13 protein-coding genes are annotated in these 16,122 nt (G+C 35.7%); 5 read left to right on the top strand and 8 right to left on the bottom strand.

Going from position 1 to position 16,122, the window contains the following annotated elements:
- Positions 1 to 372: 372 nt before the first annotated feature.
- Positions 373 to 1,377: a hypothetical protein gene (locus tag ACQKOF_RS18650; protein WP_427560195.1), complete on the bottom strand. Its 1,005-nt coding sequence runs from the start codon at positions 1,375 to 1,377 to the stop codon at positions 373 to 375.
- Between the two features lie 376 nt (positions 1,378 to 1,753).
- Here ACQKOF_RS18650 and ACQKOF_RS18655 point away from each other — a divergent pair, with 376 nt between their 5' ends.
- Together ACQKOF_RS18655 and ACQKOF_RS18660 are read left to right on the top strand one after the other, a co-directional pair.
- Entirely contained in the window at positions 1,754 to 2,215 is a 462-nt protein-coding gene (locus tag ACQKOF_RS18655) for an SAM-dependent methyltransferase (RefSeq protein ID WP_427560198.1), read from the top strand.
- A gap of 59 nt (positions 2,216 to 2,274) precedes the next feature.
- Positions 2,275 to 2,829, top strand: a complete 555-nt coding sequence (locus ACQKOF_RS18660; protein WP_427560201.1) for a GNAT family N-acetyltransferase — start codon at positions 2,275 to 2,277, stop codon at positions 2,827 to 2,829.
- Between the two features lie 255 nt (positions 2,830 to 3,084).
- Here ACQKOF_RS18660 and ACQKOF_RS18665 read toward each other — a convergent pair whose 3' ends face one another.
- The 7 genes from ACQKOF_RS18665 to ACQKOF_RS18695 all read right to left on the bottom strand — a co-directional run bounded on the left by ACQKOF_RS18665 (position 3,085) and on the right by ACQKOF_RS18695 (position 11,236).
- The gene (locus ACQKOF_RS18665) at positions 3,085 to 3,945 is read right to left on the bottom strand and encodes a DUF6612 family protein (protein WP_427560204.1); all 861 of its coding nucleotides are present in this window, start codon (positions 3,943 to 3,945) and stop codon (positions 3,085 to 3,087) included.
- Between the two features lie 541 nt (positions 3,946 to 4,486).
- Complete coding sequence (qoxD, locus tag ACQKOF_RS18670; RefSeq protein WP_370041694.1) at positions 4,487 to 4,771, bottom strand: cytochrome aa3 quinol oxidase subunit IV; 285 nt, start codon at positions 4,769 to 4,771, stop codon at positions 4,487 to 4,489.
- Positions 4,771 to 5,370, bottom strand: coding sequence for a cytochrome aa3 quinol oxidase subunit III (gene qoxC, locus ACQKOF_RS18675; protein WP_427414398.1), 600 nt, complete (start codon positions 5,368 to 5,370; stop codon positions 4,771 to 4,773). The genes qoxD and qoxC overlap by 1 nt, the downstream gene beginning before the upstream one ends.
- A 1-nt stretch (position 5,371) precedes the next feature.
- Positions 5,372 to 7,315 carry a cytochrome aa3 quinol oxidase subunit I gene (gene qoxB / locus ACQKOF_RS18680; RefSeq protein ID WP_427560207.1) on the bottom strand — a complete coding sequence of 648 codons (1,944 nt, stop codon included), beginning with the start codon at positions 7,313 to 7,315 and terminating at the stop codon, positions 5,372 to 5,374.
- Between the two features lie 27 nt (positions 7,316 to 7,342).
- Positions 7,343 to 8,266: a cytochrome aa3 quinol oxidase subunit II gene (qoxA, locus tag ACQKOF_RS18685; protein ID WP_427560210.1), complete on the bottom strand. Its 924-nt coding sequence runs from the start codon at positions 8,264 to 8,266 to the stop codon at positions 7,343 to 7,345.
- Between the two features lie 830 nt (positions 8,267 to 9,096).
- The gene (locus ACQKOF_RS18690) at positions 9,097 to 9,939 is read right to left on the bottom strand and encodes a DUF2785 domain-containing protein (protein ID WP_427560213.1); all 843 of its coding nucleotides are present in this window, start codon (positions 9,937 to 9,939) and stop codon (positions 9,097 to 9,099) included.
- 829 nt (positions 9,940 to 10,768) lie between these two features.
- Positions 10,769 to 11,236 (bottom strand): hypothetical protein, encoded by a 468-nt coding sequence (locus ACQKOF_RS18695; protein WP_427560216.1) that lies wholly within the window; start codon positions 11,234 to 11,236, stop codon positions 10,769 to 10,771.
- Positions 11,237 to 11,680: 444 nt separating this feature from the next.
- Here ACQKOF_RS18695 and ACQKOF_RS18700 point away from each other — a divergent pair, with 444 nt between their 5' ends.
- From ACQKOF_RS18700 to clpX, 3 genes are all read left to right on the top strand, one after another.
- Complete coding sequence (locus ACQKOF_RS18700) at positions 11,681 to 12,670, top strand: hypothetical protein (RefSeq protein ID WP_427560219.1); 990 nt, start codon at positions 11,681 to 11,683, stop codon at positions 12,668 to 12,670.
- A gap of 111 nt (positions 12,671 to 12,781) precedes the next feature.
- Positions 12,782 to 14,071: a trigger factor gene (gene tig, locus ACQKOF_RS18705; protein WP_427560222.1), complete on the top strand. Its 1,290-nt coding sequence runs from the start codon at positions 12,782 to 12,784 to the stop codon at positions 14,069 to 14,071.
- A 740-nt stretch (positions 14,072 to 14,811) separates the two neighbouring features.
- The gene (gene clpX / locus ACQKOF_RS18710) at positions 14,812 to 16,083 is read left to right on the top strand and encodes an ATP-dependent protease ATP-binding subunit ClpX (RefSeq protein WP_053484851.1); all 1,272 of its coding nucleotides are present in this window, start codon (positions 14,812 to 14,814) and stop codon (positions 16,081 to 16,083) included.
- The last annotated feature ends 39 nt before the right edge of the window (positions 16,084 to 16,122 follow it).

Consider the following 16,122-nt stretch of genomic DNA (forward strand, 5'->3'; position numbering starts at 1 on the left):
TTGTAGATGACGTATGCATTTATATAAGTTGATTGGGATGGAGACTAGACGACTCTTTGGGGACAGCAATAGAGGAACGAAGGCTAAAACCATCACGTCCTGTGAAAACGCCTTCGTGGCATCCTGTTGTTGCTGGCGCTTCGCTTTCGCACAGACAAAACCTTGTTGCTGCCGCTACGTTAGCACTACGCTTTCGCACAGACAAAACCTTGTTGCTGCCGCTACGTTAGTACTACGCTTTCGCACAAAAAACATTTGTTGCCCCGACGCCCTCTAGGAAAGCGCTCAGTCGGAACGGAAATTAACCACGTTATGGTGATGAGCTAAAAAAGAGACTTCCCTTAAAAACTAGGAAAGTCTCTTAGAATTTAATTATAGTTCTTCCTGGAAATAAATCTTATAGAATTTTCGATTTGTAGATTCATCGTATCCTACTTCGATGAGTTCATCCACTTGGTCGATATCCTGTACGTTCACCTGGATCTCAATATTAGAATCGAGTTTAATTTTACGTTTATATTTTTTTTCAGCCTTTTCAAGTGCGCTCTCAGAAATAACGGTTTCATAAGGTTTTACCGAATTTATTATAATATCTTTTTGTGTTGGCTCCGCATTTTCAAACACCGTTTCGATATAATCATTTACTTGAAATTCATCTTCATTTCTAAAGTAATCAAGCGTTTTGTTTAAAAGCCCCAGTTTCTCAGTATTGGTAAAGCTCTCTTCCTTTAAAATATATTTTTTGCATTCTGTTAATGCTAAATTCGTTTTGTAATAATGTTCATCAGCTGCTTTAATCTTTAAAAATCGTTCTTGCCAGTAGACAATATCTTCTTTCCTTTTCGTTTTCATAAAGACAGCAGGTGCCTTATCCGTCCCCATATCTACAATGATGGCCATGTTATTAATTTTCTTTACATTAATTCCATCAATGCCGTTGACGACCATTTTGTTGTGGTCGTTTTTTACATCTAAAAACATTTCCTTTTCATCAATTTTAACAATAGCAATTATTTTTTTAGCTTCGGTAGCTAGAAAACAATTGTCAAATAGTCCAATAAACAATTCGCCGCTTTTAATGTTAGGGTGTTGAGATACACTATGTAAGTGTTTAGCGATGTTTATTGATTGTTCATGGAAACTAGTCTCCTGAGCAAATATTGCCCTTACATATGTGTACACCTCGTTTAACCCAACGTCTGTTTCATGAAAAAATTCGAATTGCTGCTCTAAATCGATTTTGCTAAACGCTAGCTGTGTAAAAGCTGCCTCTAGCATGACTTCTGGTTGTGATAATGATTCCTCACCTAAAACGAGTGTATCGTCAATAAAATGTAAAATATATTGTAATAACTTACTTTCACTTACTTCTAGCATGTTTTCCACCTTCTAAAATTTCATTGTAGATAATATACCATATCATACTCCTTGTAACATTTTCATATATTTTATTTTTACAAAAAATAAAACAAAAAAGAACAGTGAATATATGCATTTCAGAGATTCTTTGGCGCATTTGCTGCAGGGGAGACAATTATGTTGGGTTCTCTATTAAGTTGGTGAAATTTCTTTGAAAATGGCTCATCAAACGCTCCCAGGAAAGCGCCCAGGGAGCGGAAATCAACCACACGTATGGTGATGAGCTTTGAAATTATAAGTGAGTTGTCATAAATTGACACCTGTGATAACTGAAGTATACTGAGATTAAACGGAAATGTGCATGAAGAAATCAACGAAGAGAAGAGGTCTTTATATGATCTATAACATTAAACCAATCGCTGTAGTGAGCAATAGTCGAGAAATGATTGAAGACGACAATTGGGGTGACGTCATTTCTACTATTGCATTAACAAAAGATATTCATGAATCTTCTTTAAAAGGGATTGATGATTTTTCTCATTTAGAAATAATTTTTTATTTTGACAAAGTTGCAGATGAAAAAATCCAATATGAAGCAAGATATCCAAGAAATAATACGGACTATCCGGAAGTCGGCATTTTTGCACAAAGAGGTAAAAATAGACCTAATAAACTAGGTGTAACGGTTGTAGAATTACTAGAGTTAAAGGATAGAACATTAATCGTTAAAGGTTTAGATGCTATTGATGGAACACCAATCATTGATATAAAACCTGTAATGAAAGAGTTTTTACCAAAAGGTGAGATAAAACAGCCACGTTGGGCAACTGATTTAATGAAGAATTATTGGGACTAGTATATGTACATGAAAGACTGGACGATCTTTTAAATTATTATTGTTAAGGAGTAATCATTATGTTTTTAAATCTATATATTGAAACTGAGAGACTAGTAATTCGTCCATATGCTCTAACTGATTTGGATGCATTATATGCAGTCGTTTCTGAGCCTAATTTTTATCAATTTATCCCAGAGGATGTGCCTAGCCGTGAAGATGTTCAGCGAACAATAGAGTGGTCCATTCAATGTAACAAAAAAAACACGCCTACTAAAATACATAAGCTTAATCTAGCCATTGTAGATAGGGAAAGCCAAACGTTAATTGGCTATTGTGGCCTTGGTCCAGATGATGTAAAAGAAACTGAGATCGAAATATATTATGGTATTTCGGAAGCTTATAGAGGGCAAGGGATTGCGTCTGAAGCGGCACAAGCTTTACTGAAATATGCGTTTAATAAGATTGGTTTATTTAAAGTTATTGCTGTTATTCATCCTGAAAATGTGGCATCTTTACGAATTGTAGATAAACTGGGAATGAATTATGACTATACGTATAACAATTTTAATTCAGAAATGAAGGATTTTGAAGGATTACTTCATTATTCAATAGAGGCTAAAGCATATCAATGAAGTAAATACGTAAAGCGTATTCTATGGATAAGTAGAGGTCATTAGAATTGAAAACAAAATGGTCAAGGAAATCCTTGTGAATGTTGTTAAGCTTAAATGAGGGCGATTTCCGTAAGTGAAGTGGTTGATTCAGGTGCATAGTGAATCACCTGATATGCTAAATGCGATTTCTAATTGAAGTGGTACCCAAAGAAAAAAAGAATCTGCGTACATTAAAGTATGCAGATTCCTTTTTTTATACAGTCACATTATTGATTACTGTGCAATAGATTGCGCTTTATCGATAATTTCTTGTGGGATGTCAATTGTTTTTAGGTGATTGAAATCAGTGTACGTCACAACTGATTTTGTTTTCATTGATAGTTCTTGATCTTCAACTTTCATTTTCAAATCGAAATTCATATCCATTTTATTTGTATCGAAAGTCTTTTTATCGATTTGTAGAATGTAGTGTATTTTATCGATTGTTAAGTTATCAAGTGGATTTTCTTCAAGACCCATATCTTTCATTGATTTGTTAATTTCAGAATCGATAAGTTCTTTAAATTTATCGCCCTTAGCGTCTAAAGTTAAGATATATGAATCATCTGTTTGTTCGAATTTGAAATCTTTGATAAAGTTTTTAAGCTGTTCTAATTGTGCCTTAGCATCTGCAGATGATGCAGTTTGTTCCATCATTGTATCAAATTGCGCGTCTGGCAATTTGTACCAAGCGTTAGTATCTGCATTCTTCATGAAAAAGCCTTGGTCTTTCTTCATGTACATATCAATCGGCATTTCCGTATTTTTTTGACCTTCACTAGCCATATCTGGCATTGTCATTGAACCTGATAAGTGCATAGCAATTGGATCGGTAACTACATCCATATCCATTTTTGAATCGATGGTAAACTCCATAGATTGTTCACCTGATCCAACTTTGGATTCTTGAGTCATCTCCATTTTTGCACTCGTGCTTTTAATGTCAGCTTGGCGCTCTACTGCTTTTTCATACACCTGCTCTAAAGTGAGTTTACTTGTATTAGTTGTGTCTTTCTTTGGGGTAGCGCTACTGTTACAAGCTGCTAGCGTCAGTGCTAGTGCCCCAACACTTAAAACTTTAAAAAATTTGTTCATTACTTTCATCTCCTATTCTTGGTAAAAACATCAACTACTAGTATACATTAGTATAAAAGCAAAAGTTTCATTATTTAAAAAACAGTACCAATTCGATTTTAAAATAATAGTAAATGCCCAACGTATGTCAAAATTTATAAGCCTTCTTGCTCATGATGAGTCGCAAGAAAATTGGGCATGAATATTAATCGATGATCAATAAATCTGTTGTTAGTTATTGTAAAATATCGCAATGGTGTTAAGACAATAAACTATCACACTAGTAGATTAGTTGTTGGCTAGAGGATTCTAATGATTTTACGTTGCAGCAAGGGAGTATGACAGTTAGTAGCTTTTGTAGACGGACATTGCTGAGCCTGAAAAGCCGTTCTGTTGATTGCTTATACAACTTTTAAAAAATCAGTGATTGCTATGTTTGCACATAAGAAGAGTAGGGGGAGTGTTGTTCGATTTTGAGTGGAGTCTATTTTCGATATTGAAATAAAAATATTTACAAAAAGAAAAAGCCGAGAAAATGATGTCATTTTCTCGGCTCTATTTATCAATTATAGCCCCAGATCATTGCGAATAATGTACCTAGGATTGTAACAACACCTACGAATACTGAGTATAAAATCGTTGTATATAACGTTTTCTTGTCTTCAGATTCACCGATGTGCATGAATAATACTAATTGTACAGTTGCTTGTGCAAGAGCAGTCACTAGTAAAACACCAAATGCCATGTTAAATGACATATCAAATTTAACAACAGATAAAGCTACAACTGTTAGTAATAGTGAGAAGCCGAAGCCCATCACATGTTGTTTTGGGAATAATTCCTTCATCAGCTAATCAGTCCTTTCAAGTAGACGAAGCTGAAGATGAAAATCCAAACAACGTCTAGGAAGTGCCAGTACAGTGAGAAGATGAACGCTTTGTTAGCAGTTTGTGGATTTAAGCCACGGCTTGCTACTTGGATTAAAATTGCAACGCCCCAGAAGAAACCGAATGTTACGTGGGCACCGTGCGTACCAAGTAAAGTCATTAATGCAGATAAGAATGCACTTGTTTGAATTGTTGCACCTTCATCAACATATGTGACAAATTCATCGATCTCAATGCCTAAGAAGCCAAGACCTAATAGAAGTGTGATGATGAAAAATGCCATCATTGCTTTTTTATTGCCAATGCGCATTGCATGAACACCAAGACCAATTGTGAAACTACTTGTTAACAATAAGAAAGTTTCCCATAATACTGGTGTTAATTCAAAAATTTCAGCGCCACTTGGGCCACTACCTGTACGTGTATTAAGAGTGAAATACACTGTAAATAGTGTGGCGAATAATACGATTTCGGCGCCAAGGAAAATCCAGAAACCGAAAATTTTCAGGCGATTTTCCTCTGTACTATATTCTAATGGAAGTGAAGAATCGATTTTCATATTATTTATCACCTCTCAAACTTTTCTCAGTTGCCATAACTTCTTCAACTGAAATGTAACGACCATGATCTTTTTCAAATGAACGATGAATCATAAAGCCAAATACACCAATCATACTAATGATGGCTGGAACCCATAGATTAAATACAGCAAAGAATGCTGCAAGGAAGAAGAATCCACTCATCCAGAATGGTGTGCCAGTGTTGTTAGGCATGTGAATTTTTTCAATTTTACCTGCTGTAATATCGCGACCTTCTTTTTTCGCGAACCAGAATTCATCTAAACGTGTAACAGTTGGAACTACTGCAAAGTTATATTCTGGTACTGGAGAATGAGTAGCCCATTCTAGTGTACGACCATCCCAAACATCTGCTTTTTCATTACGCGGCATATGTTTCCAGCTGTAGTAAATGTTATATACGATTAACGCAAAGCCGACAGCAAGACCAATACCACCGATGAACGATAGCATGTTCAATGGACCGTAGCCAGTTGAAGCAGAGTAAGTGTACATACGACGAGCGTAACCATCTAAACCTAAAATGAATAGAGGGAAGAAAGTTACGTTAAAGCATATTGCGATGAACCAGAAAGCAGTTTTTCCTAGTTTTTCATTCAAACGGAAACCGAACATTTTTGGCCACCAGTAGTGGTAACCTGCAAGTACACCGAATACTGTACCTGGAATTAATACATAGTGGAAGTGGGCAACTAAGAACATCGTATTATGATATTGATAGTCAGCACTTGCCATTGCTAGCATTACCCCTGTAACCCCACCAATTGTGAAGATTGGAATAAAGCCAAGTGCATAAAGCATAGGAGTTGTAAATTGAATTTTACCGTGTCTCATTGTGAGCAACCAGTTAAATATTTTAACCCCTGTCGGAACAGCGATTGCCATTGTTGTAATAGAGAATACGCTGTTTACCATTACACCGTGACCCATTGTATAGAAGTGGTGGGCCCATACTACGAATGATAGTAACGAAATAACGACCATACTCATAACCATTGATTTATAGCCGTATAAGTTTTTACGTGCAAATGTCGCAATGATTTCAGAGAAAATACCGAAAGCAGGTAGGATAACGATATAAACCTCAGGATGTCCCCAAACCCAGAATAGGTTGGCCCAAAGCATATCCATACCACCATTTTGCATTGCAAAGAATTGTGTGCCAAATTGACGGTCTAACATCATTAATGCAAGTGCAACAGTTAACACTGGGAATGCAAATACGATAATAATGTTTGTAATTAAAATTGACCAAGTGAACATTGGCATTTTCATTAGTGTCATACCAGGTGCACGCATTTTAATGATTGTTGCGATGAAGTTAACACCAGTCATTAACGTACCAATCCCTGATAATTGTAAAGCTAAAGAATAGTAGTTGTTCCCAACAGATGGACTAAATTCTGTCCCAGATAGTGGGAAGTAAGCTGTCCAACCAGCATCAGGTGAACCACCAATGATAAATGATAGGTTTAGTAAACCGCAACCAGCTGCAAATAACCAGAAGCTGACTGCATTTAGACGTGGGAAGGCAACGTCACGTGCACCAATTTGCAGTGGGATAACAATGTTCATTAAACCAATTACGAATGGCATAGCCATGAATAAAATCATTAATAAACCGTGTGTTGTGAAAATCTCATTATAGTGTTGTGCATCAAGAAGTCCGTTATCAGGAACTGCCGTTTGTGCACGCATTAACAATGCATCGATACCGCCGCGGAATAGCATCAAAAGTGCTGTAGCGATATACATAATACCGATTTTTTTATGGTCAACAGTTGATAGCCAGTTTTTGTAGAAATAGCCCCATTTTTTGAAATACGTAAGGCCAGCTACGATAACCACTGCTCCAACTACGATACTAATAGCTGCCGCTAAAATCATCGGTTCTTGCATAGGATGGAATACTTCTTCCATACTCATTGGATGCGCTCCTTTCGGGTTTAAAAATTAATGTGAATGTGTTGCTTCAGAATTTTCTTGTGAATCAGAATGATCCCCATGGTTCATTTCACTATGATCCATGTCTCCCATTTTCATGTGTTCACTGTGTTCCATTGGAGCTGGACTAAATTCTAAGTGTGTAGATGAATAGCTTGAACGACCAACGTGTTCTGCTTTTAATAGTTCATCAAATTTTTCTTCTGTTAATGGTTTTTCTTTTGTTTTCACATCAGTAGCCCATTTGTCGAAGTCTTCTTGTGTCATAGATTGCGCTTCAAATTCCATTTCAGCAAATCCGCGACCACTAAAGTTAGAGTTACGGCCCATAAATGAACCAACCTCATCTGCAGCAAGGTGAATAGTTGTTAACATGTCACTCATCGCGTATTTTTGACCAGCTAATTGAGGAATCCAGAAACTTGTGATTGGTCCGAATGAGTAAAGTTTGAACTCAATTGGACGGTCAACAGGAATATTTACATAGTTTACAGTTTCAATCCCTTGCTCTGGATAGCTAAAATGCCATTTCCAGTTAGAGGATGATGCGTAAATAACAAGTGGCTCTTTATTGTCATAACCTGCTGGTTGAGCCTCTACTGTACTCGTTGATCTTACAGTAACAATTGCTAAGAATGCCACGATGATAATAGGGATAACTGTCCATGTAATTTCAAGTAAATGACTACCCTCTTCGTGAGGAGGCTCATAATCGGCAGGTGTTTTTGAAGCACGGTATTTTGTTAGCATAAATGCTAAAAGCACGTACACGACTAGTAATATAAAGGCCATTGTAATAATGGATAAAATAATTGTGTCTGATAATGTTTTGGCATTTGGCCCTTTTGGATCAAAGATTGTTAGGGGTTCACAACCAGCAAGAATTGCAAGCGCTCCAAATGCAACAAACATTAAGCTTAACTTTTTCTTCATGTTTGACTCCTTTCTATAAAACGGCTATTCATAAATTTCATGTATTTTTGTATAGATTCGAAATTATAAATAGTGGGTATTGAGGTCACCTCTTTTAGTTGTTGTACCAATCAAATAATCAGAAATACTTACAATGGCATGGTTCAATATGAAACATTGAATCTAGTATTTGATTGGTCTAGTGCAAGCGTTCGCAAAATCATTAATCTGTGTAATCGATTTTCTAGACAATGTGTCATAATCGATCGACACAAATGTCGTTGTTGCACATTGGATTATACGCCCCGTTTTAAAGAAAAAAAATTATTTTTTATTTTTTTAATAGTAAACTAGGGGTGAATATGAACATTTTTTGAACAAAAATCGTTATTTCAATATTAGTATTTTTGCATTTAATTAAATAAACACTGTTGAAACGTTGAAAATACTGAGTTTCTTGTGTTTAACTAAGTAAATAGTTTTTTTGTGAAAATATCATTTCACATTTTAGACGTCATTTTGTAATAAAATCGCCGTTATGTTAAGGTGTTGAATGCTTTTTTGTTGCGTTTTAAAAAAAGACGAGTACACGGAAAGTGAAATTGTGGATATATCAGGATAAACTATCAATGTAAGGGATGAATGGAAAGTGGTGTTTCGGAAACTAATATTAATTATGTTAATATAATTACAAGTTTCCATAAATTGTATTTAGAATGTTTTATCTGAAAAGTAAAAATAGCAAACTAAGGATATCCTTGGTTTGCTAAATTTGGTTATGAAGACGAAAATAAATGTTCTAAGTAGAGAGAAAATGAAATTTACCTTTATTAGGCGCAATTAAATTAATTTTAAGCTCCGAGCTTTAGCCATTTCGCTACTTGTCCATAGATGGTATTTTGAAGTTTTGGAGCTAAGTTATTCATCTTTAAGGCAAAATACAATGTTTTCATTAAATTTAATGTACATGTACGTCCACTAAAAAAGGCTTCGTTATAGCCCTGGGTCACTAAATGCATTTCAAATTTATCAAATGCCTGTTCGACAAATTCTATTAATGCTTCCTCGGAGTAGTCACGAGCTAGTAACGCTTCAATTATATTAACTAAGCGTTCCTCTTCATCGTTGACAAAGACAGTATCTTTCCAAGTAACAAGTTTCAATGCATGCAAGATTAAAGGCGCATGCTGTAAATCAAATTTAGGGTGTTTAATCATCATTGCAGCTAAATCTGCACCATGTGCAATGCTATGAGCCCAGCCTTTATCATGAACATGACCTCTTGTATCTTTTTCTAATAATAAATAGCGACCAATCTTATGAAAGAAAATTTGTAGACGTTCATCGTTTAAAACTAATAGTTCGGCATCTTTTGCGAGAATACTGGCTACAAGTAAAGCTGAAAACGAACGTGTAAAGACACTATCTGTCAATTCTTCACCTATGTTTAAATATAAAAAATCGTCGCCTATTACAGTATCAAATAAATATTGTAGCTGTTCGGTGCTCAGTAAATTGTAGCTAAGTATATCAATAAAAGTACGATAAATTAATTTGTCTCGTAATTCGGCATCTGGTGAACCGATGTGCGTTAACATTTCTTGTAACAACCAATCGCCCTTTAGCAACATAAATTCTTGTCGTGCTGAATGTGTCATAGTGGAAAATGATTGTAATGTATTTTTGATATCCATATGTAATTCCCCCAAAGTTAAGTTAATTTTCTATTAGAGCATTTTTTAATGTATTCCTTGATGATCACTAGTCTTTTAATTACTTTTATAACAATGCGCAGACATAGTAAAAATGCTTTTAGAGCTATGTATTTTTATTATAGCGTTTCAACGATAAATTTGTTGATTTGTGAAGTTTTCTAGTGATATAGGAGTATATTCACAATAGGAATTCCAGAATCAAGGGAAAGTTGATATGATAGACAAGCAATAAAAAGGGGTAGACTGAACGAGTGTACAATAAAAGACAACTTATTTATAAATGTCTAATAGTGTTGGAAAACAAAATGGTCAGGTAAATCTTTGTGAATTTATTATGAGGGTGGTGGTTTCTGTTCCAAACTACTGGAAACTATCGCGTCAATGAAATTAAGGTGTCATAAAAAAATATGACTCTTCGGCAAAACGAGGGGTTGATTTCCGTTCCGACTGGGCGCTTTGTTGTTGCTGTCGTTACGCTTTCGCACAGTGCAAAGCTTCCTGGGGGCGTCCGATGAGCCGCTTGGGCCAACACGACGTTGGTCACGAGGCGTTATCACAGGACGTGATGCTCTTAGCCTTCGTTCACCTGCTCGCTCCAGGGTCTATCTGTGACGCTGATCCCCAAGGAGTCGCTCAGTCTCCACTCCAATCAACCACTTCGCATAGCAAATACCTTTTGGCATGTCACTCAAATTAATAGTAATAAAACGAAATTTCTCAATGTTTTATCTGTGCGAAAGCGGATTTGATGCTCACCCACAGAAAAGTGATGAAAAAGACATAGCTATTAAAGTATGTCTCATCCTAGTTACAATATAGCGGCTGACTTTATACCGAGAGGCCATTCAGTAAAGGTATTTTGATTGGTTTTTAATTCTACAAGAATATTTGCGTTTTTAATGGCATCGATTAGCCATTCACTATAATGAAGATTCGGTTGAGAGTGCTGTAAGATTCGTTGCATATCTTTTTTGTCGATACTTAGAAGTTTATAGTTGCATTCAATGTGTACATTTTGGGGAATAATAAAAAGTGACTCATGTTGGTGTCCAATTGAAATGGAGCCAGGAATGTAACCTTGTAAACTTAGAATATGTGTAATCGCTTCTTGCGTGTATAAATCAATCTTTGTCCGTGTGAGTATTTCAAATTCAATCGGATAATCCTTCTGATGGGGACCGTCCGCTGTTGAAAACGAAACAACTTTAATTGATAGTGCCTCAAACATAGGAGAGATGCTACTACCAAATTCACTAACTGTATCCATTAATTGCATGTATTCCACTCCTTGTGAAGAACTTTTTCTTAAATTACAGACGAAGCCAGTAATAAATAAAAGATATTATTAATTATAATACAATTTATTACAAAATATGAAATACTAAAGCAACGATTTTTGTGAAAATTAAGTAGGGAATAAATCCGTTGGTATATATTGCGATTTCCGGAAGAGTTGAAAATGAAATTGATTAAAACGCGAATCATCTTAATGAGGTTGATTGGAATGAAGGTGGGGATCGTCCTGATGAGACTCTGGTGAGAGCTAGTAGAGGAATGAAGGCTAAAGCATTAAGACCTGTGATAATGTCTTCGTTGACTAATCCCAAGTATCTCATCGAACCTCATTGTAAAGCGCTCAGTCGAATAAGGAAATCAACCACATGATATGATGATTTATATAGGAACTAATAAGAAAAATAGTGGTAAAGAGGTGAGAAAAATGACAAAGCGAAAACGACATGTTATAAAACATGACAATATTGTTGTTTTTCCAGGTGCTGTTCAGACATTAATACGTGAAGGACATATGTATGCGGAAAATTATCAATATGAAGAGGCTGTGGCAAGCTTTGAAAAAGCATTTTTATATGAAGCTGGAGATGAAATTGCATTAAGTACCTATGCGTACGCTTTATATGAATTAAAAGCATACGAGAAAGTTAAAAATGTTTGTGAGCAATTGTTTGCTATGGGAACGTCATTGTATGTGGAAGTAATGGAACTGTATGTTACTGTATGTATGCAGTTAAAGGAATATCATCAAGTAGAGTCGTTAATTACGACATTAATTGAAGAAAATGTACTTCCGGAAGATCAGCTCGAGAAATTTGAACGATTAAGAAGCTTGAATCAAGAGGTTGCTAGTAATCTCCAAAAAAAAGAGGATGCAAAACGATTGTTAGAAGAGCAAGAATATGAATTTTCGAAATTTAGTGCATTAACGCCAGATGAACAATCTATTCGATTGCATCGTTTAATGGATACGAATGTACGACAATTAAAAACAGCATTGAAAGCTATTATAGAATGTCCAACGATCCATCCATTTGTTCAGAGCTTAGCATTAATCTTATTAGTGGAACAAGAAGTGTCAATAGAGATTACTATCTCAAAATTTAACGAAACAAAAATTATTAATCCTAACAATTTAGTCCTACCAAATCAGTTGCCTCAGTATAGGGAAGTAAAAAAAATAATTGAAAATAAATTAGAGCAAGACCCATCAACGTTGGAAATGGTACAATATTTAATGGCGAAGCATGCTATTGTAACTTATCCGTTCGAATGGCGCCCATTCGAAGCTGATGATATTGCTTATAGTTATATTGACTTTGTACAATCTATGCTCGGAAAAGTACAGGAAATGAACTATGAAATCATTGACTTTTTACAAATGTTAGAAAAATTAACAGAACTCCATGAAGTATGAAATAAGTTGAAACTATACGCATCTATGTTATACTAAAATGGTTGTCAAAATCGTAGTTACGAATGAATTGTCTAACAATAAACTTGATCATTTATTTGGAGGTATTTATACATGTCAGCAAAATGGGAAAAACAAGAAGGTAATATCGGTACTCTTACAATTGAAGTACCTGCTGCAGAAGTAGACGCAGCAATGGACCAAGCGTTCAAGAAAGTTGTCAAACAAATTAACGTACCAGGTTTCCGTAAAGGAAAAATGCCTCGTAAAATGTTTGAACAACGCTTTGGTATCGAATCATTATACCAAGATGCATTAGAAATCATCGTTCCTGATTCTTATGCAAAAGCTATCGATGAAGCTGGTATTATGCCAGTTGATTACCCAGAAATTTCTGGTACAGAAAACTTCGAACACGGTAAAGATTTCGCATTTACTGCTCAAGTAACAGTGAAACCAGAGCCAAAACTTGGTGAGTACAAAGGTTTAGAAGTTACGAAACTTCCAGTAGAAGTTACTGATGAAGAAGTAGAAGCACAAATTCAAGACCAATTAGCTCGTAAAGCAGAGCTTGAAATTAAAGAAGATGAAGCTATCGTAGAAGGCGATACAGCTACTATCGACTTTGAAGGTTTCGTAGGTGAAGAAGCATTTGAAGGTGGTAAAGGTGAAGACTATCCACTAGAAATCGGTTCAGGCTCATTCATCCCAGGCTTTGAAGAGCAACTAGTAGGTACGAAAACTGGTGAATCTAAAGACGTAGTTGTTACTTTCCCAGAAGAATACCATGCAGCTGAATTAGCTGGTAAAGAAGCTACTTTCAAAGTAACTGTAAAAGAAGTTAAAACAAAAGTTCTTCCAGAATTAAACGACGAATTCGCTAAAGAATTAGACCCAGAAGTTGAGGGTGTTGAAGCTTTACGCGCTAAAATCAAAGAGCAAACTGCTGAACAAAAACAAGCAGAATCAGATGCAGCACTTCGTGATGAATTAGTAGAAAAAGCTGCTGAGAATGCAGAATTTGAAGTACCTGCTGGTATGATTAACTCTGAAACTGATCGTATGTTACAAGAATTTGGTCAACGTTTACAAACGCAAGGTATGAACTTAGACCTTTACTATCAATTCTCAGGTCAATCAGAAGAAGATTTACGTGGACAAATGAAAGAAGAAGCAGAAAGCCGTGTACGTGTATCTTTAACACTTGAAGCAATTGCTGAAGCTGAAAAAATTGAAGCAACTGAAGCTGATATCGAAGCTGAATTAGAAAAAATGGCTGCTCAATTTAACATGACTAAAGAGCAAATTACAGGTGCTTTAGGCGGCACAACAGTTCTTGAAAACGACATTAAAATTCAAAAAACAGTTGAATTTTTAGTAGAAAACGCTAAAATTACTGAATAGGATTTTTTTGTAACTGGATAGAAAAATGAAAACAAGGTACGGCATTAAACCGTGCCTTGTTTTATCACATATTTTTTGTTTAGGTTAAGCTAGATTCCCCTTTAGGTTTAGTTCAGTTAATTATATTATTAAGATGACGACTACTATCACCCTAAAAAGTAGCCTCCAAAAGGAAGTACTTTTTTGATAAGGGGATAGGCAAAGCCTTTACACTTCTCTAATACATAGTATTGTTTGACTTTTTACACGATGCTAAAATTTGACTTTATTCAGCAGAGATAAGGTTTATGGATATCTCAATTCTTCCAAACGAGGAACAACTAAATACATCCTCTTCTGAATGAAGTTAAGCCTCTGGCGAATGCAATAGATTTTAAAGAAATTCAAGTTGCTTATTTAAGGATGTGTAACTTGTTCTACCGGTTATAACAGTAAAGTCACAAGCCAAATATCAAGTGACGAGGGTCAGGAACTTGACGAAACGAAAGGTCTCTGGTCGCTAGAGGTTTCTGAAGAATCAGTCAGTTACGCACATAGGAATAAAAGATATAATTGGTAAATTTGTCAAGATGAATAATTAGCAGCTTTGCGGTAAATGTCAGTGTTTCTGTACTATGCATGTAGTAAATTTTTTTAAAATCTCGAACCATAAACGCAGTGGTGTAAATGGATGCAGACAATTTATTTGATAATGATTCAATAATCTTGTAAGATTGTTGCTTGAATAGGGGTGAAACATATTGTTCAAATTTAATGATGAAAAAGGCAATTTAAAATGCTCATTCTGTGGAAAGCCACAAGAACAGGTACGTAAACTAGTTGCAGGTCCTGGTGTTTATATTTGTGATGAATGTATCGAGCTTTGTTCAGAAATCGTTGTAGAGGAACTGGGCGTTGAAGAAGAAATTGAGTTTCAAGATATTCCAAAACCGAAAGAAATCTTATCGATTTTAGATGAGTATGTAATAGGACAAGAACGTGCTAAAAAAGCTTTAGCAGTTGCGGTTTATAATCACTACAAACGCATTAATACGAATAGTAAAATTGATGATGTAGAATTAGCAAAATCGAACATTGTGTTAATCGGCCCAACTGGTAGCGGTAAAACTTTATTAGCCCAAACATTGGCGCGTATATTAAACGTTCCTTTTGCTATTGCAGATGCTACTTCTCTAACTGAAGCTGGCTATGTGGGTGAGGACGTTGAAAATATCTTATTAAAATTAATTCAATCAGCGGATTACGATATCGAACGTGCTGAAAAAGGGATCATCTATATTGATGAAATCGATAAAGTTGCACGTAAATCTGAAAATCCATCCATTACACGTGATGTATCTGGTGAAGGTGTACAACAAGCACTTCTTAAAATATTAGAAGGTACAGTAGCGAGTGTCCCACCACAAGGTGGCCGCAAGCATCCTCATCAAGAGTTTTTACAAATCGATACGACAAACATCTTATTTATTGTGGGTGGAGCTTTTGATGGAATAGAATCCATTATTAAACGTCGTCAGGGTGAAAAAGTAATTGGCTTCGGTTCAGATCCTAACAAAATTGAGATGGATGAAGGCTCAATTATGGCAAAGTTGATTCCAGAGGATTTATTGAAATTTGGTTTAATTCCAGAATTCATCGGTCGATTACCAGTACTTGCAAGTCTTGAGCAATTAAACGAGGCTGCGCTTGTACAAATTTTAACGGAGCCCAAAAATGCACTAGCTAAGCAATATCAAAAAATGCTTGAACTAGATGGTGTTGAGCTTGAGTTTGATGAAGGTGCGCTTTCTGAAATTGCAAAAGAAGCAATTGAACGAAAAACAGGTGCACGCGGTCTTCGTTCAATTATTGAGTCAACAATGCTTGAAGTAATGTACGAACTACCTTCACGTGAAGACGTGAAAAAATGTATCATTACAGCAAAAACAATTACGGATAAAGAAAAACCGAAATTGCTTCTTGAAGATGGCACTGAACTCGATGAAGGTAGCGACACAAAAACTTCAGCATAACGAACAGACGGGGCTGTCTATTGTTATGAGATAAAGAGT

The sequence above is a fragment of the Lysinibacillus sp. NPDC093190 genome (assembly GCF_050280425.1).
Lineage (GTDB): Bacteria > Bacillota > Bacilli > Bacillales_A > Planococcaceae > Lysinibacillus.

Excerpts from the sequence above, each read along its gene's own strand:
- ACQKOF_RS18665 (WP_427560204.1), bottom strand. The coding sequence starts at position 3,945 with ATGAACAAATTTTTTAAAGTTTTAAGTGTTGGGGCACTAGCACTGACG.
- ACQKOF_RS18655 (WP_427560198.1), top strand. The coding sequence starts at position 1,754 with ATGATCTATAACATTAAACCAATCGCTGTAGTGAGCAATAGTCGAGAA.
- qoxD (WP_370041694.1), bottom strand. The coding sequence starts at position 4,771 with ATGAAGGAATTATTCCCAAAACAACATGTGATGGGCTTCGGCTTCTCA.
- ACQKOF_RS18695 (WP_427560216.1), bottom strand. The coding sequence starts at position 11,236 with ATGCAATTAATGGATACAGTTAGTGAATTTGGTAGTAGCATCTCTCCT.
- ACQKOF_RS18650 (WP_427560195.1), bottom strand. The coding sequence starts at position 1,377 with ATGCTAGAAGTAAGTGAAAGTAAGTTATTACAATATATTTTACATTTT.
- qoxC (WP_427414398.1), bottom strand. The coding sequence starts at position 5,370 with ATGAAAATCGATTCTTCACTTCCATTAGAATATAGTACAGAGGAAAAT.
- ACQKOF_RS18700 (WP_427560219.1), top strand. The coding sequence starts at position 11,681 with ATGACAAAGCGAAAACGACATGTTATAAAACATGACAATATTGTTGTT.
- ACQKOF_RS18660 (WP_427560201.1), top strand. The coding sequence starts at position 2,275 with ATGTTTTTAAATCTATATATTGAAACTGAGAGACTAGTAATTCGTCCA.
- qoxB (WP_427560207.1), bottom strand. The coding sequence starts at position 7,315 with ATGAGTATGGAAGAAGTATTCCATCCTATGCAAGAACCGATGATTTTA.
- ACQKOF_RS18690 (WP_427560213.1), bottom strand. The coding sequence starts at position 9,939 with ATGGATATCAAAAATACATTACAATCATTTTCCACTATGACACATTCA.
- qoxA (WP_427560210.1), bottom strand. The coding sequence starts at position 8,266 with ATGAAGAAAAAGTTAAGCTTAATGTTTGTTGCATTTGGAGCGCTTGCA.
- tig (WP_427560222.1), top strand. The coding sequence starts at position 12,782 with ATGTCAGCAAAATGGGAAAAACAAGAAGGTAATATCGGTACTCTTACA.